Origin of the sequence: Bifidobacterium samirii (assembly GCF_003952945.1) — a bacterium.
Taxonomy (GTDB): Bacteria; Actinomycetota; Actinomycetes; order Actinomycetales; family Bifidobacteriaceae; genus Bifidobacterium; species Bifidobacterium samirii.
Window position 1 is genome coordinate 16672 of record NZ_QXGK01000002.1, and the last position, 25265, is coordinate 41936.

A 25265-nucleotide genomic window follows, 5' to 3' on the forward strand; every position below is an offset into this window, starting at 1 on the left:
CCACAACAGAACGACATATCGCAATATCTCAACATATTTTCGGCGCAAGCCGAACCACCATCCGAGGAAGGAACCGGACATGACCAGAACACTCACCGAACCCGTGACGCTGCGCCATGGCGCCGTCATCACCAACCGCATCGCGATGGCGCCCATGCAGACCTCCTCCGGCCGCCGCAACGGCTTCGTCTCCGACGAAACCATCGACTACTACGCGGCACGCTCGCAGGCGGCCGGCCTGCTCATCACCGAATTCCACTACGTGAGCGAGAACGGCGGCCCCTGCTACAACCCCGGCTATCCCGAGCAGCTCGCCGCCTACTCCGACGCGCACCTCGACGGACTGCGCCGCCTCGCCGCCGCGCTCAAGAAGGACGGCAACAAGGCGGTGCTGCAGATCCACCACGGCGGCTACCAGGCCGTCGGCCGCGCGCTCAGCGGCGAGGACGTGCTCGCGGTCAGCGGCGGCGACTACCCGTTCCTGCGCTACCCGGTGCGCGAAATGACCGAAGTCGAGATCGAAGACGTCATCGCCGACTTCGGCCGCGCCACCCGACGCGCCATCGAGGCCGGATTCGACGGCGTCGAGATCCACGGTGCCAACCATTATCTGCTCCAGCAGTTCTTCTCCGCCACATCCAACCGACGCACCGACCGTTGGGGCGGCTCGCTCGAGGCGCGCATGCGCTTCCCGCTCGCCGTGGTCGACGAGGTCATGCGCGTCGTGGACGAGCAGGCGCCGGACGGGTTCATCGTCGGCTACCGCATCAGCCCGGAGGAGCTGCACGACGACCAGGCCGGCTACACGTACCGCGAGTCCATGCAGCTCGTCGCCGAGATCGTCAGGCGCGGACTCGACTACATCCACCTGTCGCTGTGGCACGGCTACGCGTCCGGCCCTGCCGACACGGACGAATCATACGCCGCACTGTTCCGCCGCGTGCTGGACGACGAGACGAAGCTCATCGTCGTCGGCAACGTGTTCTCCGAGGAAGCGGCCGCCGACGCGATCGCCAACTACGGCGACCTCATCGCGGTGGGACGCGGCACGCTCGTCGACCCGCGGTTCGCCGCCAAGGTGATGGACGGCCGCGGCGACGAGATCCGCCACGAGATCACGCCGGAGGCGCTGGCGGAGACGGCGTGGACGAGCGGCCTGCACGAGGCGTTCACGCGCGGCGACGCGCTGGGCCTGCAGCCGCTGCCCGGCGGCGAGTCGATCCGTCACCTGCACACGGGCCGATACGACATGAAGGGCCTGTTCCGCAAGTAGTCGCCGGACGGGGCGCAGGGACAGATCCGCGGACGGCTGTGGGAAGATTCGCACATTGGGAGTCTTCCCACAGCCGTAACTCGTACGCGAACCGTACGAACCTTACGAATTGCGACGCGAATCCACGGTCCAGCGTCGCAATCCGTAACAGACCGGTTGACGACATACAGATTGCGACGCGAACAGGTTCCGCCACGTCGCAATCTGCATACAAACGGGGCGACTCGTACGGATTGCGACGGATTGCGACGCAAACCGGCCTCCCCGCGTCGCAATCCGTACAGGCTGATGAACGGCATACAAGTCATAACAAGTCACGACTCAAAACGGTCTCTCCGCGTCGCAATCCGTATGCGAATCGAGTGGAACTTACTGATTGCGACGTAAACCGGCCTCCCAGCGTCGCAATCTGCAACAAACTGATTGATGGCATACAAGTCACGACGCAAACCGGCTGTCCAGCGTCGCAACCCGTCGCAACCCGTATGGAATCGGCCCAAAATATGCAGAATGCGACGCACGGGGAGACTCACCTCACCCGATGCGTCGCACGCTGCTGCCGTCATGGTCGCGACTCACGCGAACCGCGACCGGCGCCGGCTTACAGGCCGAAGACCTTGACGCGGTCCTCGACCGGCTGCTTGTCGACCGGACCGGCGGGCTGGGCGACGGTGCCGAACGGCATCTGGGCGAGCAGCGTCCAGTTCGACGGGATGCCGAACGCGGTGGCGACGGCCTCGTCGATCAGCGGGTTGTAGTGCTGAATCGTGGCGCCCAGACCCTGCTCGGCGAGCGCGGTCCACACGGCCAGCTGGAGCATGCCGGCGGCCTCGGACGCGAAGCGCGGGAACGCGGCGGCGTAGGTCGGATAGTCGGCCTGCAGCTGGGCGGTCACGTCGACGTCGTCGAAGAAGAGGACGGTGCCGTGGCCGGCGGCGAACGAGTCGATCTTGGCGGACGTGGCCTTGAATGCCTCCTCGTCGGCGACGACCTTGCGCAGCGCGTCCTTGACGATGCCCCACAGCTTCTGGTTCTCGTCGCCGAACAGGACGACGGCGCGCTGCGGCTGCGAGTTGAAGGCGCTCGGCACTTCGCGCACGACGTCCTGGACGAGCGTGACGATCGCCTCGTCGGCGATCGGCGAGTCGGCGGTCAGCGCGTACTGCGAACGACGGGCCTTGAGCTGGTCGATGAACTGGGTCATGATGTCCCTCCCGGTGAGGTGGCCGCCGCGCGGACGGCCGGTACAGATGTCCTACCGCAGGTATCGAAGCGCAGCGATATTGCTTGCCTGAAATATCTCAGCACTGCAATATCTCACTTCGATATATGCGTTGGATTCACTCTAAGCCCGCCTCCACCCGGCAACACCCAGATTTCACCCAACGAAAAATGTGACCAACGCCACGTCGTTCGCTCGCGCCGCCTTCGACCCGGTGAACGTGCAGATTGCATCCAACGGAAAAGCGCCCAACGCGCCACACTACGTCTACCGGACCCCATCCGGGACATCCACATGGCGGTGCCTGCGACGCGACTCCGCCCCGCAGGTGCCGGGCGTCATCCCATCGGCGGATCCTCACCCGACTTTCTTGCATACTGAGGGCAGATTCCCGGCCTTGCACAGTGCTATACGGCGGACTGAGGGCACTTGCACTTCCCCTACACCTGCCATACCCCTTGGCCCTTGGCCGAATGTCGCGCCGTATGTGACGGTTGCGGAGAGTATGCCTGCCCTCAGTTTGCCGTATAGCACTGCGCAAACCTCGGAATCTGCCCTCAACTCGCGAAATACCCTCAGCACGGATTGGCAATGGCGTTCCAGCCACACCGATATGATCCGGCAAGAACTCATGACCACAAACGCCGCTCCCCGCTCCCGTAAGTGTTGAACGTCCATGTCAGACGTTCGCCGCTGAGATGTCCGACATCCGGCTGCCCAAGTCCGGACATCCTTACTCCGCCATCTACTCCGACACCTCGCCCGGCGTTTCGGACTCCTCCTCGCCGCGTTCGATGTAGAACACGGCGGTCTCGCCGTAGTCGCGGCGTTCGGAGATCTCCCAGCCTTCCGGCGGGGTCGGGTCGTCGGAGCGTACGGAGCGTTCCAGCATGATCACCGTGCCGTCGCCGGCCAGTCCGCCGGAGGCGAGTCCGGCGAGCAGCGCGTCGCAGGCGTCGGTGGCGAACGCGTACGGCGGGTCGATGAGGATCACGTCGAACGGTCGCGCGTCGCCCGCGTCCACGTAGCGTTCCGCCTTGGCGCGGATCACGCGCGCGCTCATGCCCGTCTCCCACGCGCGATGGTGCTTGAGCGCGGTGAGGGTCTTGGCGACGAGCGCGGCGGCCGGCCCGTTGGCTTCCACGGCGACGAGTTCGCGCGCGCCGCGGCTGAGCGCTTCGACGCCGAGAGCGCCGGTGCCGGCGAACAGGTCGAGTACGCGCGCGTCGTCGAGGACGCCCCACGAGTCGAATCGGGAGAAGATCGCCTCCTTGGTGCGGTCGGTGGTGGGGCGGGTCACCGACTTGGGGGTGGTCAGCGCCACGCCTTTGAATCGTCCTGAAATCACTCGCATGGGCTTGACTCTAGTTGGACGTGAGGAACGTCTCGTTGCCGCGCGTGAAGTCGAGGACCGCGCCGGCGAGCTGCGTCTCGCCGTGCAGGTCGGGGTCGGCGGCGAGCAGTGCGGCGGCCCGCGTGCGCGCGTCGGCGATCAGGTCGGCGTCCTTGACTACGCGCAGCAGTTTGAGGCTGCTCTTGCCGCCGGACTGCGCGTCGCCGAGCACGTCGCCGGCGCCGCGGAATTCGAGGTCGGCCTGAGCGATTTCGGCGCCGTCGAGCGTGCCTTGGATGACGCCCAGTCGTGCTTCGGCGGGTGTGGCGGGTTCGGCGCGCGAGATGAGGAACGCCCAGCTGTTGGTGCCGCCGCGGCCGACGCGTCCGCGCAGCTGGTGGAGTTGGGACAGGCCGTAGCGGTCGGCGTCGAAGATGACGATGCAGCTCGCTTCGGGCACGTCCACGCCGACTTCGATGACGGTGGTGGCGACGAGCACTGGCGTGTCGCCGTCGGCGAACGACGCCATGACCTGCTGTTTGGTCGCGTCATCGTCGCGTCCGGTGAGCGTGGCGAAGCGGATGCCGGCGAACTGCGGCAAGGATTGCAGTCGGGCGGCGATCTCACTGACGGCGTGCAGCGGCGGGCGGGTCGGCTGGTCGGTGACGCCGGCTTCGAGTCCGGCGTACGCGTCGGATTCGTCGTACACGCCGATGCCGTCCGCCGTGCCGTCGTCGGCGGCTGCCGCGCGTCCGTCGGGGGCGTCGTCGGCATCGGGGTCGGTGTCCGGGTCGATGCGCGGGCACACGATGTACGCCCGCTCCCCCGCGTCGATGCGCCGGCGCAGGTGCGCGAACATGCGGCCCATCGTATGCGAGTCGGCTTCAGGTACGACGACCGTGCGGATCGGTTTGCGTCCGCCGGGCAGTTCGGTCAGCCAGGAGATGTCGAGGTCGCCGAACCAGGTCATCGCGGCGGTGCGCGGGATGGGGGTCGCGGTCATGACCAGCAGGTGCGGGCTGCGGTCGCTTTTCGCGCGCAGCGATTCGCGCTGTTCGACGCCGAACCGGTGCTGTTCGTCGATCACGGCGAGCGCGAGGTTGGGTGCCTGGAACGTCTTGGAGAACGCGGCGTGCGTGGCGACGACGATGCACGGCGTGCCGCTGGCGGTCTGGGCGAGCGCGCGGCGGCGTGCGGCGAGCTTCATGCCGCCGGTGAGCAGGATGACGGGGATGTCGGGGATGTCGCGCGCGTGCGGGTCGGCGGCGCGGCCGGTCCGGCCGGCGGCGCGGGTGCCGGCGGAGACAACGGTGTCGCCGCCTTCTCCCCCGTCGGCGGGCGCGCCGAGTGCGGCGATCATGCGGCAGATGGTCGCGTGATGCTGTTCGGCGAGCACCTGCGTGGGCGCGACGAGCACGGCCTGCCGGCCCGATCCGACGGCCTGGAGCATCGCGGCGAGCGCGACGACGGTCTTGCCGGAGCCGACCTCGCCCTGCAGGAGGCGCTGCATGGGCCGGTCGGCAGCCATGTCGGCGGCGATGTCGTCGACGACGGCACGCTGGCCGGCGGTCAGGTCGAACGGGAGGGAGGCGATGAACCGGTCGCGCAGCGCGGTGTCGGCGCACGGTTCGGCGGCGCTGTCCTGCGCGTCGCGGCGGGCGCGCAGGAGCGCGGTCTGGCAGATGAACGCCTCCTCGTAGCGCATCGTGGCGATCGCACGGTCGAATTCGGCGGTCGTGTCGGGGTCGTGGATCGCTGCGAACGCGTCGGAGCGGTGCATGAGCCCGCGTTCGGCGCGCACCCGTTCCGGCAGGATGTCGGGCAGGACGGCCGCGGATGGGACGGGACGCGGCCGCAGCGCGTCGTCGTCGGCGAAGCCGGCGGCGGCAGACGCGCCGGGCGCGGACGGGCCGGCCGGATCAGCCGGGCCGGCCGGACCGGCGCCGTCGTCCGCACCGTTACCGTCGGCGAGCGCCCGCAGGAAGCCGACGATGGTCTCGTGGATGTGGTCGCTGGAGATGCGGGACGTGGCGTGGTAGACGGGTCGCGGGCGACAGACGCGTTCCAGGCCGGTGCGCACGTCGTCGGCATCGTGGCGCAGCGACGAGGTGGCGGGGATGAACATCGCCGACTCGCCGCCGGCGGCGTCGGCTCCGCCCACGGATTGGGGTGCGACGGTCACGATCTGCGGGTGGGTGAACTGGAGTCGTCCGTTGTATTCGCTCGGCTGGCCGGCGATGACGACGGTCGCGCCGACGCGCAGTCGCATGGCGGTCCAGTCGATGAACGATTTGCGGCCGGAGAAGAACACGAGTTCGGCGCTCGATCCGGGGATGCGGCGGCTCGCGGCGAACGCGGCGTCGTCGACGGTGGCGACGAGGCGGAATCCGCGGCGGCCGTTCATCGGGATGACGCGCGATTCGCGTACGACGGCGGCGAACGCCATCGCCTCGCCGACGCGTGCCTCGCGCAGCGCGCGGGCGGGGACGGGCGGGCTGACGCGGAACGGATAGTAGGTCAGGGCGTCGCCTACGGTGACGATGCCCAGTGCCTTGAGCGCGCCGACGCGCCTTTTGTTCGTCAGGAGCGACGATACGGAGGTGTCCATCGTAATGCCCATGGGGCACCATTGTGGCCGTTCGCGCCGACAGCGGCCGCAGCGGTGACGTAGTGGGGCGCTGCCACGAGGCAATCGGCCTTGTGAGGGGAAGAATCAGGCCTTGCATGCTTCTTTCGGTCTTCTGAGGGGATGGTCCGTCCGGAGATCTTTGGCCGTATCGGGTCTTTTTGGGTCTTTTCGGCTGGAAACCCTTGGCTTTCGGCTCTCGGCCCGGGAGAGGCTTTCCCCTCAGATGGCCGGAAGAAGCGTGCAAGGCCCTCATTTCTCCCCTCAGATCGGGAATTCATGCTGATTCGACCGGCAGAAGGAACAGCATGGCCCTCACACGCCGTAATGCGAGGAGCCGCGTCAGAACGCGTGCAGACCGCAGTCCGATCGGGCCGTCGTTGCGGATGAAGCATGCCGACGGCATGATGCAGTCGACCGGTCCCGGAAACACAAAACCCCGGGAATCTTGCGATTCCCGGGGTTTAAGCTTGCTATCTCGCGATTCACGCGGCCACGCGCTGAACCTTGCCAGCCTTCAGGCACTTGACGCACACGCGAAGGCGGACGTTCTGGCCGTCGACCGTGGTGCGAACCGGCTGCAGGTTCGGGCGGAAGGTGCGCTTATTGCGGATATGCGAATGCGAAACGGTGAAACCGGTCTGCGGTCCCTTGCCGCACACTGCGCAACGAGCTGCCATGTTGGACTCCCTATAATGTTCTTTGACTTGCAAGTCTTGCATTCGGACGCACCTGGTATGGCATGCCCGAACACACAACTTCCCCACTATACCGCGAGGCCGCGGACAATGCAAACGTCACCCGGATCCCGCCGCCCTTCCGACCCTGCGCACGCCGCCCCTGCACGTCCGGCTCCCATACGCTCCCATACGGAATCATCCCCAGTGACCATTGCCGCGTTCAGGAAACGTCCATACACTTGTCGTACAACGTGAACGGGCCATCAGGCCCGACGGGGGCAATCAAGGAGGATGCCATGCTCAGTCGCATCGCGGAACGGTTCGCACGCCAGTTCGAGGAGCTCGACGGACGGCCCGACCATGCGGTCATCTCGCTCGGCCACGTGTGGGTCGACATCATGATGGGAGTCGACAGCGTACCCAAGCCGGGCGGATTCGCCGTGTCGCACGGCACCGCGGCGGCCGTCGGCGGCAGCTACCGCATCCTGCAGGCGGTCACCGGCATGGGCGTCAGGGCGCGGCATGCCGGCATCATCGGCACCGGACCGTGGGCCGACATCATCCGCCGCGACTTCGAGCGCGAAGGCATCGTGCACATCGGCCAGGACCGCATCGACGCGGATTCCGGCTTCCGGCTCGTCCTGGGCGACGAGGACGGCCGCAAGACGTTCATCGCCACGTACGGCGCCGAAGCGCAGGGCGACCATACGACGTTCGACTGCGTGGAGCCGGCCGACGGCGACGTGGTGCACATCAGCGGCAACACGCTGATGGACCATACGGCGGCCGGCGTCGACGAGTTCGTGCAGCGCGCCGGCACCGATCCGAAGGCGCGCGGCTACCAGATCGTGCTCAACCCGACCAACACGCTCTCGCTCGTCAACGACCAGCTGCTCGAGGATCTGGTGCTGGCGCGGCCCATCTGGTCGTGCAACCGTCAGGAGGCGCGCACGCTGGCCGACCGGCTGGGCGCGCCGGTCGACCCGAACGCGGGTCTGACCGTCGGCGGCGGGTTCGACCGGGCGATGACCGACCTGTGCGGCGCGCTCGGCGAGACGCTGCGGGCGCCGCTGATCGTGCGGGCCGGCGCGCGCGGCGCGTGGGTGCGCACGCCCGGCGGCGACGTCATCCACGTCGAGGGCTATCCGACGAAGGCGACGCACAAACGGTCCGCCGGTTCGTGCCATACGGGCGTGACGTGCGCGATGCTGGCGCGCGGATGGTCGCTCGTCGACGCGGTGCGCATCGCCAACGCGGCCGCGTCGCTGGCGATCCGGCGCGCGGTCGACGGCGTGCCCGTCTGCCCCGACTACGAGGAGGCGATCGAGCTGGTCGAACGCGAGGATCCGCGTCCTGCGAAGGACTGACCGTCGCGGCCGGTTCGCGCGCCGACGGTTCGCGCGAACCGGCCGAACCGGCCGAACCGTACGTATATGCGTGACGGGTGCGATCCCCATCGGATCGCACCCGTCACGCATATTCGCCGTCTCGCCGCAGGACTGCGCGCCGGCTTCGGTCCGGCCTACCGGTCGCCGCGCCGCCGGACGACCTGGATGATCAGCACCGCGATGCCGCACAGCAGGCCACCGATCGGCCACGGCAGCCAGAACAGGTTCGTGGCCGCCGTGTCTCCGGCGGCGTCCCAGTCCATCCGGCCGTCCGCGCCGATCGCGCCGGTGAACAGCAGCCACAGTCCCGCGATGGTCGCGACGAGCATGATCACGCCGCACACCGCGCCGGTCAGCACGTCGTAGAAGTCGGCGCGCCCCTCGCGTTCGTGTGCCTCCTTCTCCGCCTCCCTGTTGTAGCCGCCGATGTCCAGCATCGCGTGCAGGACGCCGCCCCATACGAACAGCGTCACACCGATCGCGCACGCCAGCAGCATGACGGCGGCCGGCCAGCCATCATCCTGTCCCAGCATGCCGTCCGCCCAGGTGGTGACGCCCACGCCGGTCATGATGGCCGCGATGCCGGCGACGACCGCGACGGCGAGACGCCGCGCGCCCGTCTCGTGATCGCGCATCGTGTAGAAGTCCTCGACGTACGGGTGGGCACGCCGGAACGCGGCGTGGCCCATGCAGGCGGGGACGATGAGGGCGAGGCCGGCGACCACGCCGACGGCGATGCATGCGAAGGTCAGCAGGTCGTTGAGCGGGCTGTCGCCCAGGATCGACGCCGTGTCGTCGAACAGGGCGGCCGCGGCCGTGCCGGCGATGATCGCGCCGACGCCGACGGCGAGACGCATCGCGAACGAGCGGCGATGCTCGTCGTAGCCGGTCACGTCCTGCGCGGCCGGCGACCCGAATGGGATGGCCGGCGTTGCCGGGCCGACGATGGTCGGATCGTCCGCATCATCATTCGCAGCATCCGCATCATCCGGCGACCCGCCACCGGATTCGCCCGCCGTCGCATCGGCTCCGGCGTCCCGACCTGAAGTGCCGGACGCCGCCGTGGACGCGCCGGACGGGCGGCTCACGTCGCCCATGACCAGGTCGTCGAGCGTGCAGCCGAACAGGTCGCAGATCATGAGCAGCTTGTCCATCTCCGGATACGCCTTCTCCGACTCCCATTTGGAGACCGCCTGCCGCGAGACGCCCAGCAGCATCGCCAGCCGCTCCTGGGTGAGGTTGCGCCGGGTGCGCAGGTATTGCAGATTCGTGCGGAAGCTCATGATGCCGTCCTTTGCTTGGGCCGGCCGCCCGGTCAGGCGCGGCCGGCCGCACCGTCGTTCCGGCGCGATGCCGTCCCGACGATGCCGTTCTCCGTGGTCGATGCTCCCATCATGCACGGCGCGCCGTGGCTGCGCCACCATCTTGTGGTTGCAGTCGGCGATGCGCCCGGAAATCGCATGCAACCAACGGTTGCATCCGCGTGATTCCAACGATATCGGGGCATTGTCAGCCGTATCGTCCACCGCAATGCCGGCCGCGCCATCAGCCGCGACGACGAACCTTCGCAACGGACGCGCGATCGCACGACCCTCGTGTCCGTTGTGAAGTCTCGCCATGCCGGAACTTCACAACGGGCACGCACGCATCTCAATTGCGTGCCGAAAAGGACGTTTGAGGGATTCCGCCGCTCACGTTCCTCGCGCAATCGGCATGCCTGCGCGAGGAACATGAGTCTTCAGGACGCCCGGATGTCACTTTGCTCGCGCAGACGTGCCGATTGCGCTGGGAACATGACGCTTTGAACGCAACGGCGGCCACGTCGCTGGCGGACCGCCGCCGCTCAGGCGCGGGTCGGGTCCTTCTGGAGCAGCAGGAAGACGAGCGCGGCGACGAGCAGCAGCGCGATCGACAGGACGCCGAGCGACGCGCTGCCGGACAGCGTCGTCGTGGTGGCCACGAGGAACGTGCCGATGATCGACGCGGTCTTGCCGAAGATGTCGTAGAAGCCGTAGTACTCGTTGGCGTGCGACTTGGGGATCAGCCTGCCGTAGTAGGAGCGCGACAGCGCCTGGATGCCGCCCTGGAACATGCCCACCAGGATCGCCAGGATCCAGAACTCGGTGGCCGAACGCAGGAAGAACGCGGCGAAGAACACGATGCACATGTACGCGACGACCGCGACGACGATCATCGGCTTGCACCCGTAGCGGCCGGCGAGACGACCGTACAGGATCGCGCACGGGAACGCGACGAACTGGGTGACGAGCAGCGCCACGACCAGCTGCGTCGAATCGATGCCCAGCTGCGTGCCGTACGACGTGCTCATCGAGATGACCGTGTTCACCGCGTCGATGTAGAAGAAGAACGCGATCATGAACATCCACAGCGGCTTGTTGCGCCGGATCGAGCCGAATGTGGAGCCGAGCTCGCGGAACGTGCCGCGCACCGCCTCGCCGAGCCGGTCGCGCGTGGCGCGGTAGTGGACCTGACGGTAGCCGGTGAGCAGCGGGATCGTGAACAGCACCCACCAGAGGGCGGTGACGACGAACGACGCGCGCGTGCACGCCTCGGTCGACCAGCCGAGCAGCGACGGGCCGCCGAAGATCAGCGCGATGCAGCCGATGAACGGGATCGTCGACCCGATGTACCCCCAGCCGTAGCCGTGCGACGACACCTTGTCCATCCGCTCGTTCGTGGTCGTGTCGACGAGCATCGAATCGTAGAACGTGAGCGAACCGTTCAAGCCGATCGTGGCGAGGATGTAGACGACGAGGAACGGCAGCCACGCCAGCGGCAGCGCCATCGCCGCGCATGCGATCGCGCCGGTGCCGAAGAATCCGATGAAGAACCGCACCTTCATGCCCTGCACGTCGGCGATCGAGCCGAGCAGCGGCATGAGCAGCGCGATCACCAGCGAGGCGATCGTCTGCGCGTAGCCCCACGCGGACACGATGTCGCCGTCGTCGGGCATGAGCGAGCTGGCGTAGATCGGCGTGACCGCGGTCGACAGCAGCACGAACGCGGAGTTGCCCACGTCGTACAGGATCCAGCGCTTCTCGCGGGCCGTGAGCCGCGCGCCGGGCGCGGGGGTCTCGACCGCCTCCGTGGGCGTCGTGCTGCGTTCGGATTGCGTCATACCACTCCTGACCTTCGTTCGTTCCATCGTAGCGGGCGACGGCTTGCGTCCGTCCGCGGGTCGGATGAACGCCGGATGAACGTTCCGCGGCGGGCTGCCGACAATCCGCCGACGGTCCGACGACAATCCGTCGACGGTCCGACAGCAGTCCACCGGCAATCCGACAACAGTCTGCCGATAGCTCGCCGACGGTCCGTCAACACCGACCCATACTTGACTAATGTACGCCGATAGTCAATTGTGGTGCTCGCCGCCGACGATGAACCCTACTACAGGCCCCTTCCCCATGTCGCAATCCACACATGAACCGCATCGATCATACGGGTTGCGACGCAGACCGGCTCCCCGCGTCGCAACTTGTACACGAGTCGGGCGACTCTTACGGATTGCGACGCGACACACGCCCGTAGCGTCGCAATCCGTATGGACATGGGATGAATGCTACGGATTGCGACGCAAAACGACGGATCAGCGTCGCAATCCGTAAGAGACGGATGATCCCACGCAACGATAGACTCGCCGACTCACGATGTCGGCCGGTCGTTGGGGAATATCGGCGGATATACGAAAGTGGCCAGTCGTTTCCGACCGGCCACTTGTCTGTGGAGCTAAGGGGATTCGAACCCCTGACCCTCTCCATGCCATGGAGATGCGCTACCAGCTGCGCCATAGCCCCAGAATTGAACCCATCACGGCGAACCGCAGGTCGTGGGCGATGTAGGAATCGAACCTACGACCCCTTCGGTGTGAACGAAGTGCGCTAGCCGCTGCGCCAATCGCCCGAGCGATGTTCAATTTGGAGACGCCGAATCACTTCGGCATCCGTGGGCGATACAAGATTCGAACTTGTGACCCCTTCCGTGTCAGGGAAGTGCGCTACCACTGCGCCAACCGCCCGGGCCTGCGCGACCGACCAAATCTCTCCGGTCAGTCGAACAATCGAGCGGACAACGGGACTCGAACCCGCGGTCTCAACCTTGGCAAGGTTGCGCTTTACCAACTAAGCTATGTCCGCAATCTGTCACCCCGTGGGGCAACGAGTGATTAATATACGCGAACCCCCACCATCACGCAAATCACGGCGTGTCGCCTGCAATTCCAACGGTTTCTCCCAGCTTTCACCGGCGTCGGACACCAACTCAATCCTCCGTTTTTCAGCCCGAACACCGGCCGAATCCTCATTTTCCCAGCGCAATCGACACGTGTGCGCGAGCAAAGTGACATCCGGACGGCCTGAACGCTCACGTTCCCAGCGCAGGCATGCCGATTGCGCGAGGAACGTGAGCGGCGGAACCGCCCAAACATCCTTTTCGGCACGCGATCGAGACACATGCGCGCCCGTTGCGAAGTTCCGGAGCGGTGAAACCTCGCAACGGACACGCAGGCCGTACGATCGCGCGCCCGCTGCGAGAATTCAGAGGAGGGAGGGCGGGATTCAGTTGCAGCCGCCGATGACGGCATCGAGCAACAACCGAATCCTCCTTTTCGGCACGCAATCGAGACGCGTGCGCGCCCGTTGCGAAGTTCCGGAGCGGTCAAACCTCACAACGGACACGCAGGCCGCGCGATTGCGCGTCCGTTGCGAAGGTTCGGCGCCGCGGAGTCGGGGCGTGGCCGGTTTCCCACCAGGATCCCCGGCGAGACCACCGGAAGGAACCGCCGGAAGGCACCACCCCGCACCCCTACAGCTACGTCCCTACACCCCCTACAGCCCGTACACCTCGTGCGCGAACCGCTCCAGCACCGGGATCGACCGCTTCACCTTCTCGGTGTCGATGCAGTAGGCCATGCGGAAGTGGCCGGGCACGCCGAAGCTGTCGGACGGCACGAGGATCAGGTCGTATTCCTTGGCCTTCATGCAGAACGCGGTCGCGTCGTCCTCGAGCGCCTTGGGGAAGATGTAGAACGTGCCGCCGGGGCGCACCACGTCGAAGCCGATGCCGGTGAGCGCGTCGTACAGCAGGTTCATGTTCGTCTCGTACACGCTCAGGTCGCTGGTCATGTCGACGACCTGCGCGACGGCGAGCTGCACGCTGGACGCGGGGCAGTTGTGGCCGGTGCCGCGGCTGATCTGCCCGCACATCGGCACGATGAGCTCGGCGTCGGTGGCGCGCGGGTTGACGGCCACGTAGCCGATGCGCTCGCCGGGCAGGCTGAGCGACTTGGACCACGAGTAGCAGCTGAGCGTGTTGTCGTAGTAGCGGCTCGGGTACGGCTGCGTGCCGCCGTCGAAGACGATCTCGCGGTATGGTTCGTCGCTGATGAGGAAGATGTCGTGCCCGTATTCGGCCTGCTTGGCGGTCAGGACCGCCGCGAGCCGTTCGAGCGTGGCGGCCGAGTAGACGGCGCCGGACGGGTTGTTGGGCGTGTTGATGAGCACGGCGGTCACGGCCGGGTTCATCGCCTGTTCGAACGCGTTGAAGTTGATCTGGAACGTGTCCGTGTCGGCGGGCACGACGGTCAGCCGCGCGCCGCAGCCGGCCACGTACGGCTGGTATTCGGGGAAGTAGGGCGCGAACGTGATGACCTCGTCGCCGGGCGCGGTGACGCAGCGCAGCGCGTGGGCGAGCGCCCCGGCGGCGCCGGTGGTCGGGAAGATGTGGTCGGCGGTGTAGTCCATGCCGAAGCGTCGGTCGAGGCTGTCGGCGATGGCCTTGCGCACGGACGGGATGCCGAGGGACGGGCTGTAGCCGTGGAGGGCGACGGGGTCGGCGTCGCGGTAGAGGGCCATGGTCGCGTCGGTGTAGGCGGGCGGGCAGGGCACGCTCGGGTTGCCGAGGGAATAGTCGTAGACGTTGTCGTAGCCGATTTCGGCGCCGCGCGCGGTGGCGTATTCGCTCAGGCTGCGGATGACGGATTTGCCGCCGAGCATGGCTTTGTAGTGTTCGTTGATCATCGGTCCTCCTTTGGCGGGTATGGTTCGTTTCTACCACCGTCGCCGCATAATCGCGCGTATCGTCCCGCCGCCGCGCATCCGGCATCGTCGGCGTCCTCGTCGGCGGCGCCGTCGCCCCCGAAACGTATGTCGGCCGCACGTCCGTCGCATGTCCGCCGCCGACGTTCGCCGTGGGCATGACGTCGCGGACGGCGTCACGGCCCCGCCGCGGCCGGTCGTTATGATGGGGTGGAATGCGCGCGCCGCCGTGATCGGCCGCCGCGCGCTGACGGGCATCTGACGAAGGGGGCCGGTGATGGGCAATATCGTCGATTACGTGCGTACGGAGACGCGCCGGTTCGCCACGGTGCCGTTCGGCGCGGCCGACGCGCTGGTCCTGTCGCTGCTGGTGTACGACGACGTGCCCGACGAGGTGCCGCGTCTGGATAATCTGTCGGCCCGCTACGGGTCGCTGCCGCGCCGGCTGCGCGCGTTCGACGTGCGTCGGCCGCTCGCGTCGCTGCGCGCGCTGCGCCGGCCGCCGTATGCGGGGATGACGCTCGAATCGGCGGACGACCTGCTGCATCAGGGCGTGGTGACGCGCGACCATGACGTGAACGTGGTGAGCATCGTCGATCCGCAGGTCACGCATGACTTCTACCGTGCGGCCGCGGCGAATCCGCGGTTCGCGTCAGTGGAGATGAACGCGTTCTACGAGCGTTTCGACCCGCGGGCGCAGACGCAGTTCGCGGCGCTCACCTACCGGCTGCCGGACGGCACGCTGGCGATCGCGTTCCGCGGCACGGATGATTCGCTGGTCGGCTGGAAGGAGGATTTCAACATGGCCTTCCAGTATCCGGTGCCGGGGCAGGTGTCGGCGGCGGATTATCTGACGCGCGTGGCGGCCCTGTGGGACGGGCCGATCGTGCTCATGGGCCATTCGAAGGGCGGCAATCTGGCGGTGTATGCGGCGATGAACGCGCCGGATGAGGTGCGCGAACGCGTGCGCACGGTCTATTCGCTGGACGGTCCGGGGTTTCCGGCGGACGTGGTGCATGGCTGCGAGTATGCGCGCGTGCGCGACCGGATCGTCAAGATCGTGCCGGATTCGTCGGTGATCGGCATGGTGCTGGAGACGCCGGAGCGCTGCACGGTCGTCAAGTCGGACGTGGAGGGGCTGATGCAGCATTTCGCGTTCTCGTGGCAGATGCGCGGCGGCGAGTTCGTACAGGTGGAGGATCTGGCGGCCAGCTCGCACCTGTTCAACGAGTCGTTGAACCGTTGGATGGCGGATCTGACGCAGGAGCAGCGCGAGCATGCGGTGGATGCGATGTTCTCGGTGATGGCCGCAAGCGGCGCCGACAACATCGGCGACATGGTCGAGGCGGGTCCGAAGGCGATTCCGGAGATGCTGGGCGCGTTCGTCGGGTTGAGCGGCGAGGACCGGCGCAACATCACGCAGGCGATGATGATCCTGCTGACGGCGGCGTTGGCGCGCAATACGAAGGTGTCGCGCCGCTGACGGCCGCGTCGGCGACCGTCGCGCCGGCATACGTCACGGCGTCACTGCGCCGTTGACGGCCGCGGCGTCCACGCCGGCGGCGTAATTGCGACATCATGTCGAATATCCGACTATCATAGGTGGGCGGATAGCCGACCCCGGCACGTACGGAAAGGAGCGCCGCCATGCCACGCCCACGCAACGATTCGGAGCTGCTGCCCGCCAAGGACCGTATGGAGAACGCGTTCTGGGAGCTGCTCGCCGACCGCGAATACCGCAGGATCACCGTCACCGACATCGTGCGCGAGGCCGGCGTCAACCGCAATTCGTTCTACTACCATTACAGCGGCCTGCCGGAGCTCGCCGATTCGGCCATCATGCATCTCATGCAGCAGGCGCGGCCTGCGATCCCCGGCCCGGATTCCGACCCGGGCGAGACGTGGCGCGCCAACATGGACGAGGCGATGCGCGACCCGGCCGCACGACAGCGCATCGGTCGTCTCGCGCTCATCGCCGGCCCGCACAGTTCGCCCGAGCTCGTCGACTCGCTGCGCGACTTCGGCCGGCTCACGCTCGTCGACACGCTGCAGGTCGACCCGGAGCGCGTCGACCTGAAGACCGAACTCATGCTCGACTTCACCGTCGGCGGCCTGCTCGCCGTGCTGCGGCGCTGGCCGGAGCTGTCGGACCGGATCGAACCCGAGGACCTGCTCAACGAGGATCTGGCGATGCTCGCGATGGGCCTGTGCCTGTCGATGTCGAAGGCCGACATGCTCTCCTCGTGGCGGCGCATCTTCCGCGACGACGTCGCCGGAGCGGCCGGCCCGTCCGCCGTCATCGACACAGCCGACGCCGACACCGCCGCCGTCCGACCGCAGAAAGGCACCGACGCATGACCGTCCTCCCCCACGCCGTCATCAGCGGCGCCATCAACAGCGCCATCGTCAACGCCGCCGCGGCTCTCGCCGACGGCGACGACTCCACCGACGTGACGGCCGACGTCACCGACGCGATGACCGGCGAGATGAGCGCCGCGATGCGCTGGCTGACCGCCAACGCCGGCCGCATCATCTTCCTGCTGGTCGTCGCGTTCGCCGCGTGGGCGGTGACGCGCGTGCTGGGCCGTCTGCTGCGCAAGGCGCTCGACCGCACCAGCATCCCCAGCGCGTCGATCTTCGTGAACATCATGCGCGTGCTCGTGTGGGCGTTCGCCGTGTCGACCGTGCTGCAGCCGGTGTTCGGCATCAACCCGACGTCGCTGATGACCGCCCTCGGTGTCGGCGGCATCGCCGTGTCGCTGGGTCTGAAGGACACGATCGCGAACGTGATCGGCGGCTTCACGATGATGTTCGGCAACGTCATCCAGCCCGGCGACCGGGTGACCGTCGCCGGCACGACCGGCGTCGTCAAGGACATCACCTGGCGGCAGACCGTCGTGCGCGAGCGCAACGGCAACGAGATGGTCATCCCCAACGCGGTGATGAACTCGGCGTCGCTCGCCAAGCTCGACCCGAGCAACGAGTGTCTGGTGACGGTCCCGTTCACCGCGAAGGGCGGCGGCGATGCGGACGCGATCGCCGCGCGCATCGTCGATGCGGTGCAGCGGGCGACCGACGAACGCGGCCTCGCCCTGCCGGGGTCGACGCCGGTGGTCAAGTTCACCGGCTTCTCCCCGTACGGCATCGAAGGCCAGGTGCTCGTGTTCGCCGCCGACGGCGTGCTCCATTCGACCGTGCGTGACTGCGCGGCCCGCGCGATCGCCGGCGCCGACTTCCTGGAGCAGCGCGCCGCCGTCGGCGCCTGACCGCCGACGCCCTCCTGAATGTCAGTGGGCCCCTCCGGAATCTCCGGAGGGGCCCACTGCGTTACGTGCATAACGTGCGTGACGTACGCGCCTGACTACTCGGTCACGCCGTCGATGAGCGTGGTGATGAGCGTCGTGTAGTCGATGCCGGTCGCATCCCACGCCTTCGGATACATGGAGATCGGCGTGAAGCCGGGCATCGTGTTGATCTCGTTGACCATGATCTCGCCGTCGGGCGTGACGAACGAGTCGACGCGGCTCAGACCCATGCCGTCGACCGCCTCGAACGCGCGCACCGCGATGTCGCGCACGCGTTCGAGCACGTCGGCGGGCGCGTCGGCCGGCACTTCGACATGGCTGGCGTCGGCGTCCATGTACTTGCTGTCGAAGTCGTAGAACTGGTCGTCGCCGCCGGCGCGACGGTCGAGCACGATCTCGCCGGGCAGGCTGGCGCGCGGCGTCTCTCCGGCCTTGTCGCGCAGCACCGCGCATTCGATCTCGCGCGCGTCGATGCCCTGTTCGATGAGGATGCGCCAGTCGTGGCGGCTCGCCTCGAGCACGGCTGCGGCGAGTTCGGCCGCGTCGCCCTCATGCTCGACCTTGGTCACGCCGAAGCTGGAGCCGGCGCGCGACGGCTTGACGAACAGCGGGTACGCGAGTCCCGCCTCGGCGATGCGCGCCATCAGCGCAGGCATGTCGGCGGCGAATCCGGACGCCTCGTCGTAGCCGCGCGCGTCGATGGTGATGCCGGGGGCGACGGGGATGCCGGCGGCGGCCAGCAGCGTCTTCGTGTAGTGCTTGTCCATGCACGCGGCGGAGGCGAGCACGCCGCAGCCCACGTACGGCACGCCCATCATCTCGAACAGGCCCTGGATGGTGCCGTCCTCGCCGTACGGGCCGTGCAGCACGGGGAACACGGCGTCGATGTGGCCGAGCGATTCGAGTGTGCCGTCGGCGTTACGGGCGAGGAAGCCGTCCTTGCCGAGCGCGATGTCGAGCACCACGCGGCGGCTGCCTTCGGTCGCCTCGACGACGGGCAGTCCGTCCGCGAGGTTCCATTCGCGCGGGTCCTCGCCGTCGACGATCCACTCACCGGTCTTGGTGATGCCGACCGGCACCGCTTCGAACCGGTCGGCGTCGAGCGCGCGCAGCACGCCCGCGGTCGAGATGCAGGAGATCGAATGCTCGTCGGCCTTGCCGCCGTACATCACCACAATGCGCTTCCTGGCCATAAGGGTCCTTGCCCATCCTTCCTTCCGTCGCGCCCGCCGTCCCGGCGGACCGTTTCCGTCAGTCAGACTACTCCTCGGTGACGTCGCCGTCGAACAGCAGGGCGAGCATCTCCTGGCAGGAGATGCCGTCGGACAGGACGCGGCTCATCGCGGAGGCGAGCGGCGTGGCGACGCCCAGCTCGCGGCCCAGCGCGACGACCGCGTCGGTGGTCGGCACGCCTTCGGCGACGCCGTTGCTCGCGGCGGTCGCCTCCTCGACGCTCATGCCGCGGCCCAGGTTCGCGCCGAACGTGTAGTTGCGGCTCAGCGGGGAGCCGCACGTGGCGATCAGGTCGCCCACGCCGGCCAGTCCGCGGAACGTCTTCGGGTCGGCGCCCGCCGCCTCGCCCAGCGCGGTCAGTTCGGCCAGGCCTCGCGTCTCGATCATCGCGGCCGTGTTCTCGCCGTAGCCGGCGCCGCGCGCCATGCCGACGGCCAGCGCGACCACGTTCTTGAGCGAGCCGCACATCTCCAGGCCGATCACGTCGGTCGTGACGAACGCCTTGAAATAGTCGGTGGTGCAGGCGGCGGCGACCATGCGCGCATTGTCGAGGTCCGCGCATGCGACGACCGTGGCGGCCGGCTGACGGTCGGCGATCTCCTTGCTCAGGTTCGGTCCGGACACGGCGGCGAAGCGGTCGGCCGGCAGGTCGAGCGCCTCGCGCACCGCCTCGTCCATACGCTTGCCGGTGGTGCGTTCGATGCCCTTCATCAGGCTCACGACGACCGCGTCGTCCGGGATCAGACCCTTGAATTCGGCGAGGGCGACGCGCGCGAACTGCGCGGCGATCGCCACGACGACGATCTTCGCGCCGGCGACGGCCTCGGCACGGTCGCCGGTGGCGGTCATGTTGTCCGGAAGACGGTCCACGCTGGGCAGGCGCACCGCATTGTGGTGACGGTCGCGGATGCCCTCGACGATCTCCGGTTCGATGGCCCACATCGTCACGTCGTTGCCGGCGTCGGCCAGGACCTGGCCGAAGGCGGTACCCCATGCGCCTGCACCGAGCACTGCGATTTTCATATGACTCTCCTTACTTCAGACCCGCATGGGGTGCTGTGTTCCTGCCTCACGACCGCCGTCGCACGGCGTCGCCCGGCCGGCGGCCCCACCGGACCGTCGTCCTTGTATTCGTCTACGTTCCGCTACGCCTTGACGCGCTTCATCTGACGGTAGTCCCACACGCCGTCGGGCGCGTCCTCGCCGCGGATCTCGGCCATGATCTCGGTCATGCGCACGCGGATGCGTTCGGTGAGTTCGTCGGCGAGCGCCGCGGGCGGCTCGTCGCCCCACTGGTCCTGATCGGCCAGCAGGTCGGCGTAGTCGAGGCGCGTGTCGTAGCACATGACGACGTTCTTGCGCGGCCACGGCCACCAGTGGTTGATGCTGGCGGCACCCCAGGTGACGGCGCAGAACAGCGGCACCTGGTGGCCGAGTCGGCGTGATGCTTCGAGGGCGATGACGCCGACGCCGTTCTTCATGCTCATCGGCCACTTCTTCGGGTCGCGGGTGACGGTGCCTTCGGGCCAGACGGTGAGCGGCCGGCCGGAGGTGAGGATGGAGATGGACGTCTCCTCGATCTGGCGGGCCTTGCCGCTGCGGCGCGGCACGGGCTGCATGCCCACGAGCCGGAACCATTTTCCGATGAGCGGCCATGAGGCCATTTCGGCCTTGGCCATGTAGCGGGGGCGGCGGCCCATGTGGAAGAGGCTGGCCATGGGCACGAACACGTCGAACATGGTGACGTGCGTGGCTGCGGTGATGAACGGCCCGTCTTCGGGGATGTTCTCCAGGCCCCAGGCGCGGGTGCGGCAGCTGGCGTTGAAGACGACGTCGACGCCTGTGAGGAGGCGGCGGGTGGCCTTGGGGTTCTGCGCGTCGATCTCGGCCTGGTTGAACCGGCGGTCGGCGCCGGTGGGCCGGTCGCGCATCGGGTCGACGAGCCGGTGGCGTTGCGCGAGCGCGACGACCTGCGCGTCGGACAGTGGTTCGACCGCGGAGCGCGGCGACGGTTTTCCTTTGGATGCCATGCGCCCCATTGTAGCGGCGTCCGCCGTCGCCGCCGCCCTTACGCGCCGCTCGGACGGTGAGGTGCCGCTCCGGATTACGCGCTCACTTCAAATGGGGCGCCTTGAGATTCAGCAGAGCCTGCACCACCGACGCGGAACCGGCGATCACGCCGGTATTCATCTGATGGGCGATCGGCCTGCCCTGATAGTCGACCATGATGCCGCCGGCCTCGGTGATCAGCAGTTTCGCGGCGGCATAATCCCACAGTTTGACGTTGTTCTCGCAATATGCGTCAACACGCCCGGCAGCCACCCACGCCATATCCAACGTAGCCGATCCGCTGCGGCGGATATCAGCGCAATGGTCGAACACCGAACGCAGAACCGCGAAATTCCTGTCCACATCCGCGGGTTCACGGTCATACGGCGACGTGCCGACCGCCACCAGCGATTCGCTCAGCTCGCGGTCTTTCGCCACGGACAACGCACGGTCGCCGAGAAATGCGCCGCATCCGAGGCACGCCGTGAACATCTCCCCCGAGAACGGCTGAAACACCACGGCCATCACCGGCTCGCCGCCGTCCAACAGCGCCAACGAGATGGCGCTGAATCGATAGTCGTGAATCAGATTGGTGGTGCCGTCGATGGGGTCCACCACCCAGCAGGGCCGGCCGAGGTCCGCATCCTGCTCGTGGCGTTCCTCGCCGAGGAACTGCACTTGCGGGTACATATGGGCCAGCTCCGTGCGCAGAAACGTCTGAATGCCAAGATCGACGCGCGTCGCATAGTCCGCCCGACCTTTGACGACGATCTCGTGCGCACCGGCCACCGTAATGAGGTCCGCCGCGCGATGAACCAAATGGCATAGAGCACGCAGCGACACCGTGCCGCCGCCCACGATCATTTCACGGTCGAGACAACTCACTTCTTCTCCCATTCGCTGTCTTTCATGTTGGTATAGATGTACACGACCGCCGAAGCCGCGCACAGCAGGAACATAATGGTCGAGAGAGCCGCCGCCTTGGGATAATCGCCATAGCTGTTGAACTGGTTGAACAGGTCCACGCCGAGCAGTTTGGGCGCGTTGGGGCCCATAAGGTACGGGGTGGTGAACGAGCCGACGTTCGTCATGAACACGAACGTGGATGCGACAAGCGCGTCCTTATAGGTCAATGGCAGAATAATCGTCCGGAAGATCGTCCATCTGCCGGCACCGACATCGCGCGCGCTTTCGATGATCGAATCCCGCACGCCGCCAAGTGAAGCCGCAATGATCATCGCCGCAAACGGGATGTTGAACCACAGGTTCATCAGAACGACGCCGTTGGCGCTGTACATCAAACCCGGCTTGGCGTTGATGCCGAACAGCAGCATCAGACGGTTGATGAACCCGGAATCCCGCACGACGGCGATCATCGCATACACGGCCACCATGCTCGGCACGAAACGCGGCAGCAGATACAGGAATCCGATCGCCCGCGAAAACCAGCTATGTGTGAAACGCAGGTACAGGGCCAGCAGATAGGCCGAAACCACCGCCAACACGACCGTAACCAGGCAGATCACCAGCGTGAACCCGATGTTGGCGAGCTCGTTGCGATCGGTGAAGAAGTACACGTAGTTGCTCAGCGTGAACCCGCCGTCCTCCCCTTCAAAACTCTGCGCGACGCCGTTGACGATCGGGTAAGCGACGGTAAGCATGGCCACGAGGAACGCCGGAATGACCAGCAGGTACGGAAACCATTGTTTGGTGTTTTTCATTGTTGCTCCGATTGGATTGCATACGGATACATACGTGCACGCCCGCGGCCCGGCGTAGCTTCAGCTCGGAACACAGCGGGCATGCGCATCACGATGGCCGTCGAATCACCCGGTTCGACGCTTCGGCGGCCATGTCGGCTCAGTTCAGCGTCGCGATCCGCTCATCCCATTGCTTGTTCAGATCGTCGGTCAACGAGCCGATGCTCGCGGTACGGAACGTACTGGTGTCAAGGCCGTCGATCAGCTTGACCTTGTCCTTGTCGAGCTTGGCGGTGTCGACGACCGGGATGGCGGACATCTTGTCGAGCAGGATGTTCTGCGCTTCGTCGCTGACCATGAAGTCCATCACCGCGTAGGCACCGTCGGTGTGGCTGCCGATGCTCGGGATGGCGAGGGACGCGAGGGTTCCGGTGAGCGCGGGGGCGATCTGCGCGATCTTGACGGATTCCGGCAGCGTGCCCATCTGCTTTTGCTGCAGGTACATGTCGGCCCATGTCGGGATCATCGACACCTCCTTGTTGGCAAGCAGGTCAAGGGCACCCTGATTCTTGTTCGGATACACGACCTTGCCGCCCGACTGGTACATTGAGGAGTTCAGGTCCTTCAGCACGTCAAAGCCCTTGTCCCACTGCGATTCCCACTTCGAATCGCTGGAGGACAGAGCTTCCTCGGGCATCTGGTTGTACAGCGCCGTCAGCACGAAGGATTGTCCGGCACCACCGGTGGACGGAGAGTTGTATGCGAACTGTCCCGGGTGCTTCCTGATCCACGTGTACAGATCGTTGGCGGTCTTGGGCACGTTCTTGACCTTGTCGGAATCGTAGGCGAGCACGACGGTGGTGCCACGGTACGGCAGCAGCCGATCAGCGCCCTCCTCGGAGTTCTTGGCCTTGATGTTGCCGTAGTTGGAGATCTTGGAGGTGTCGAGCTTGGTGAAGATGTCGTCACCGCCCTTCTCCACGTATGCGCCGTAATCGCTGTTGTTGAGATCCACCAAATCGAAGTCGATCTTCGTCTTGCCGGCCTTCTTGGCGGCGACGATGCGATCCTGCAAGCCCTGACCGCCCGTGCCGGACATGATGAATTCGACCTTGAGCTGGTACTTGTCGCCGTACTCGCTCTTGTTGAACGCCTGACTGATGGATTCGTACGCCTGGCGCATGTTATCGGAACCGGTGGCCCACAGCGTCACGGTCTGCTTGGTTCCGGCGGCGGACGCGGAGCCGCAGCCGGCGACGCCCGCGAGCGCCGCGACTGCGACCGCTGCGGCGATGATCTTCCTGATTGTACTGGTCATGGTTGTCTACTCCTTGTGCACTGTGTTTTCTGAGGTCTGATTGATGAGGATGAAGCGGATCATCGGCGACCACGGCGGATGCCGTCCGTCGGGCCGTCACGCGGCATGCTTGTAGGTGCGTGCCTTCATGAACCGGTAGCGGATATCACCGCCCTCGTGAAGGTCGGCGAAGTCGTCTTTGCGCAGGAACGCCTTGAGATCGCCGTGCTCGGTGCTGGAGATGAGCACTTGGTTGTAGTGACCCATGTTCATCACGCCGACGACTCGGCCGCCGAACGGTTCGTCCGGCCCGATTGCAATGTCTTCGGGGCGTACTGCGATCGTCTCGCCCTGCCGTTCGATCATGTTCATCTCGCCGATGAATCCGGCCACGTATTTGGTTGCCGGACTGTCGTAGATCTCGCTCGGCGTGCCGATTTGTTCGAACGCGCCCTTGCGCATCACGACGATGCGGTGCGAAATCGACATTGCCTCTTCCTGATCGTGGGTCACGAAGATCACGGTGATGTTCAGGCGGGACTGGAGTTTGCGCAGCTCCTCACGCATCTGCATGCGAATCTTGGCGTCCAGCGCGGAGAACGGCTCGTCGAGCAGCATCACGGACGGCTTGAGCAGCAAAGTGCGCGCGATGGCGATGCGCTGCTGTTGGCCGCCGGACAACTGGCTCGGATATTTCTTCTGCACGCCCGGCATCTTGATCATGTCGAGCACGCCGTCGATGTCGGCGGAGATCTGCTTCTTGCCTACTTTGCGCAGTTTGAGCCCAAATGCGAGGTTTTCCTCCACGGTCATGTGCGGCCACAGGTTGTAGCTTTGAAACACCATGCCGGTGGGGCGTTTCTCCGGAGGCAGGTTCGTCACATCCCGCCCGTCGATGATGATGCTGCCGGAATCGGCTCGTTCGAATCCGGCGATAGTACGCAGAATCGTGCTTTTGCCGCAACCGGACGGACCGAGCATGGTGAGGATCTCGCCTTCATGCACATCGAGGTCGATATGTTCCACGCCGTCGCCGTTGGGGTAGGTTTTCTTCAGATCGCTGATACGGACTTTGGTCGAAGTGTCATTCATTGGTTGTTTCCTCT

Annotated in this window: 19 protein-coding genes and 4 tRNA genes; 5 read left to right on the plus strand and 18 right to left on the minus strand. The window is 66.4% G+C overall.

What is annotated here, in order from left to right; all coding sequences use genetic code 11:
* The first annotated feature begins 79 nt into the window (after nt 1–79).
* Nucleotides 80–1273: an NADH-dependent flavin oxidoreductase gene (locus D2E24_RS01335; RefSeq protein ID WP_125967532.1), complete on the plus strand. Its 1194-nt coding sequence runs from the start codon at nt 80–82 to the stop codon at nt 1271–1273.
* Between the two features lie 601 nt (nt 1274–1874).
* Here the strand turns inward: D2E24_RS01335 and D2E24_RS01340 are convergent.
* From D2E24_RS01340 to rpmB, 4 genes are all read right to left on the minus strand, one after another.
* Entirely contained in the window at nt 1875–2477 is a 603-nt protein-coding gene (locus D2E24_RS01340; protein ID WP_125967533.1) for a nitroreductase family protein, read from the minus strand.
* A gap of 763 nt (nt 2478–3240) precedes the next feature.
* Complete coding sequence (gene rsmD / locus D2E24_RS01345) at nt 3241–3849, minus strand: 16S rRNA (guanine(966)-N(2))-methyltransferase RsmD (RefSeq protein WP_125967534.1); 609 nt, start codon at nt 3847–3849, stop codon at nt 3241–3243.
* Nucleotides 3850–3859: 10 nt separating this feature from the next.
* Entirely contained in the window at nt 3860–6448 is a 2589-nt protein-coding gene (locus D2E24_RS01350; protein WP_125967535.1) for an ATP-dependent DNA helicase RecG, read from the minus strand.
* 491 nt (nt 6449–6939) lie between these two features.
* On the minus strand, nt 6940–7134 hold the full coding sequence (gene rpmB / locus D2E24_RS01355; RefSeq protein ID WP_033494579.1) for a 50S ribosomal protein L28: 195 nt from the start codon (nt 7132–7134) through the stop codon (nt 6940–6942).
* A gap of 296 nt (nt 7135–7430) precedes the next feature.
* On the opposite strand from rpmB, the gene D2E24_RS01360 reads away from it, so the two are divergent.
* Nucleotides 7431–8501 (plus strand): PfkB family carbohydrate kinase, encoded by a 1071-nt coding sequence (locus D2E24_RS01360; protein WP_125967536.1) that lies wholly within the window; start codon nt 7431–7433, stop codon nt 8499–8501.
* Between the two features lie 155 nt (nt 8502–8656).
* On the opposite strand, the gene D2E24_RS01365 is transcribed toward D2E24_RS01360, so the two are convergent.
* From D2E24_RS01365 to D2E24_RS01395, 7 genes are all read right to left on the minus strand, one after another.
* A complete protein-coding gene (locus tag D2E24_RS01365; RefSeq protein ID WP_125967537.1) occupies nt 8657–9805 on the minus strand; it encodes a helix-turn-helix transcriptional regulator in 1149 nt (382 codons plus the stop codon).
* A gap of 560 nt (nt 9806–10365) precedes the next feature.
* On the minus strand, nt 10366–11661 hold the full coding sequence (locus D2E24_RS01370) for an MFS transporter (RefSeq protein ID WP_125967538.1): 1296 nt from the start codon (nt 11659–11661) through the stop codon (nt 10366–10368).
* 603 nt (nt 11662–12264) lie between these two features.
* A tRNA-Ala gene (locus tag D2E24_RS01375) sits at nt 12265–12337 on the minus strand.
* 33 nt (nt 12338–12370) lie between these two features.
* Nucleotides 12371–12443 (minus strand) — tRNA-Val (locus D2E24_RS01380).
* A gap of 43 nt (nt 12444–12486) precedes the next feature.
* Nucleotides 12487–12558 (minus strand) — tRNA-Val (locus D2E24_RS01385).
* Between the two features lie 45 nt (nt 12559–12603).
* Nucleotides 12604–12676 (minus strand) — tRNA-Gly (locus tag D2E24_RS01390).
* 690 nt (nt 12677–13366) lie between these two features.
* A complete protein-coding gene (locus D2E24_RS01395; protein WP_125967539.1) occupies nt 13367–14557 on the minus strand; it encodes a pyridoxal phosphate-dependent aminotransferase in 1191 nt (396 codons plus the stop codon).
* A gap of 295 nt (nt 14558–14852) precedes the next feature.
* Here D2E24_RS01395 and D2E24_RS01400 point away from each other — a divergent pair, with 295 nt between their 5' ends.
* From D2E24_RS01400 to D2E24_RS01410, 3 genes are all read left to right on the plus strand, one after another.
* Nucleotides 14853–16058 carry a DUF2974 domain-containing protein gene (locus D2E24_RS01400; RefSeq protein WP_125967540.1) on the plus strand — a complete coding sequence of 402 codons (1206 nt, stop codon included), beginning with the start codon at nt 14853–14855 and terminating at the stop codon, nt 16056–16058.
* A gap of 164 nt (nt 16059–16222) precedes the next feature.
* A complete protein-coding gene (locus D2E24_RS01405) occupies nt 16223–16933 on the plus strand; it encodes a TetR/AcrR family transcriptional regulator (RefSeq protein ID WP_125967541.1) in 711 nt (236 codons plus the stop codon).
* A gap of 116 nt (nt 16934–17049) precedes the next feature.
* Nucleotides 17050–17841 (plus strand): mechanosensitive ion channel family protein, encoded by a 792-nt coding sequence (locus D2E24_RS01410; protein WP_420897461.1) that lies wholly within the window; start codon nt 17050–17052, stop codon nt 17839–17841.
* Nucleotides 17842–17936: 95 nt separating this feature from the next.
* Here the strand turns inward: D2E24_RS01410 and D2E24_RS01415 are convergent, their stop codons facing one another.
* The 7 genes from D2E24_RS01415 to D2E24_RS01445 all read right to left on the minus strand — a co-directional run bounded on the left by D2E24_RS01415 (nt 17937) and on the right by D2E24_RS01445 (nt 25251).
* The gene (locus tag D2E24_RS01415) at nt 17937–19073 is read right to left on the minus strand and encodes a D-alanine--D-alanine ligase family protein (protein ID WP_125967542.1); all 1137 of its coding nucleotides are present in this window, start codon (nt 19071–19073) and stop codon (nt 17937–17939) included.
* Between the two features lie 67 nt (nt 19074–19140).
* Nucleotides 19141–20136 (minus strand): NAD(P)H-dependent glycerol-3-phosphate dehydrogenase, encoded by a 996-nt coding sequence (locus D2E24_RS01420; RefSeq protein WP_125967543.1) that lies wholly within the window; start codon nt 20134–20136, stop codon nt 19141–19143.
* Nucleotides 20137–20258: 122 nt separating this feature from the next.
* Nucleotides 20259–21143, minus strand: coding sequence for a lysophospholipid acyltransferase family protein (locus tag D2E24_RS01425; protein WP_125967544.1), 885 nt, complete (start codon nt 21141–21143; stop codon nt 20259–20261).
* Between the two features lie 82 nt (nt 21144–21225).
* The gene (locus D2E24_RS01430) at nt 21226–22059 is read right to left on the minus strand and encodes an inositol monophosphatase family protein (RefSeq protein WP_125967545.1); all 834 of its coding nucleotides are present in this window, start codon (nt 22057–22059) and stop codon (nt 21226–21228) included.
* Nucleotides 22044–22883 carry an ABC transporter permease gene (locus D2E24_RS01435; RefSeq protein WP_125967546.1) on the minus strand — a complete coding sequence of 280 codons (840 nt, stop codon included), beginning with the start codon at nt 22881–22883 and terminating at the stop codon, nt 22044–22046. The genes D2E24_RS01430 and D2E24_RS01435 overlap by 16 nt, the downstream gene beginning before the upstream one ends.
* A gap of 139 nt (nt 22884–23022) precedes the next feature.
* Nucleotides 23023–24180, minus strand: coding sequence for an extracellular solute-binding protein (locus D2E24_RS01440; protein WP_125967547.1), 1158 nt, complete (start codon nt 24178–24180; stop codon nt 23023–23025).
* Nucleotides 24181–24276: 96 nt separating this feature from the next.
* Nucleotides 24277–25251: an ABC transporter ATP-binding protein gene (locus D2E24_RS01445; protein ID WP_125967548.1), complete on the minus strand. Its 975-nt coding sequence runs from the start codon at nt 25249–25251 to the stop codon at nt 24277–24279.
* Nucleotides 25252–25265: the final 14 nt, after the last annotated feature.

What these genes read in the sequence shown, in the direction of transcription:
- D2E24_RS01335 (WP_125967532.1), top strand. Translation starts at nt 80, where the DNA reads ATGACCAGAACACTCACCGAACCCGTGACGCTGCGCCATGGCGCCGTC.
- D2E24_RS01340 (WP_125967533.1), bottom strand. Translation starts at nt 2,477, where the DNA reads ATGACCCAGTTCATCGACCAGCTCAAGGCCCGTCGTTCGCAGTACGCG.
- rsmD (WP_125967534.1), bottom strand. Translation starts at nt 3,849, where the DNA reads ATGCGAGTGATTTCAGGACGATTCAAAGGCGTGGCGCTGACCACCCCC.
- D2E24_RS01350 (WP_125967535.1), bottom strand. Translation starts at nt 6,448, where the DNA reads ATGGGCATTACGATGGACACCTCCGTATCGTCGCTCCTGACGAACAAA.
- rpmB (WP_033494579.1), bottom strand. Translation starts at nt 7,134, where the DNA reads ATGGCAGCTCGTTGCGCAGTGTGCGGCAAGGGACCGCAGACCGGTTTC.
- D2E24_RS01360 (WP_125967536.1), top strand. Translation starts at nt 7,431, where the DNA reads ATGCTCAGTCGCATCGCGGAACGGTTCGCACGCCAGTTCGAGGAGCTC.
- D2E24_RS01365 (WP_125967537.1), bottom strand. Translation starts at nt 9,805, where the DNA reads ATGAGCTTCCGCACGAATCTGCAATACCTGCGCACCCGGCGCAACCTC.
- D2E24_RS01370 (WP_125967538.1), bottom strand. Translation starts at nt 11,661, where the DNA reads ATGACGCAATCCGAACGCAGCACGACGCCCACGGAGGCGGTCGAGACC.
- D2E24_RS01395 (WP_125967539.1), bottom strand. Translation starts at nt 14,557, where the DNA reads ATGATCAACGAACACTACAAAGCCATGCTCGGCGGCAAATCCGTCATC.
- D2E24_RS01400 (WP_125967540.1), top strand. Translation starts at nt 14,853, where the DNA reads ATGGGCAATATCGTCGATTACGTGCGTACGGAGACGCGCCGGTTCGCC.
- D2E24_RS01405 (WP_125967541.1), top strand. Translation starts at nt 16,223, where the DNA reads ATGCCACGCCCACGCAACGATTCGGAGCTGCTGCCCGCCAAGGACCGT.
- D2E24_RS01410 (WP_420897461.1), top strand. Translation starts at nt 17,050, where the DNA reads ATGACCGGCGAGATGAGCGCCGCGATGCGCTGGCTGACCGCCAACGCC.
- D2E24_RS01415 (WP_125967542.1), bottom strand. Translation starts at nt 19,073, where the DNA reads ATGGCCAGGAAGCGCATTGTGGTGATGTACGGCGGCAAGGCCGACGAG.
- D2E24_RS01420 (WP_125967543.1), bottom strand. Translation starts at nt 20,136, where the DNA reads ATGAAAATCGCAGTGCTCGGTGCAGGCGCATGGGGTACCGCCTTCGGC.
- D2E24_RS01425 (WP_125967544.1), bottom strand. Translation starts at nt 21,143, where the DNA reads ATGGCATCCAAAGGAAAACCGTCGCCGCGCTCCGCGGTCGAACCACTG.
- D2E24_RS01430 (WP_125967545.1), bottom strand. Translation starts at nt 22,059, where the DNA reads ATGGGAGAAGAAGTGAGTTGTCTCGACCGTGAAATGATCGTGGGCGGC.
- D2E24_RS01435 (WP_125967546.1), bottom strand. Translation starts at nt 22,883, where the DNA reads ATGAAAAACACCAAACAATGGTTTCCGTACCTGCTGGTCATTCCGGCG.
- D2E24_RS01440 (WP_125967547.1), bottom strand. Translation starts at nt 24,180, where the DNA reads ATGACCAGTACAATCAGGAAGATCATCGCCGCAGCGGTCGCAGTCGCG.
- D2E24_RS01445 (WP_125967548.1), bottom strand. Translation starts at nt 25,251, where the DNA reads ATGAATGACACTTCGACCAAAGTCCGTATCAGCGATCTGAAGAAAACC.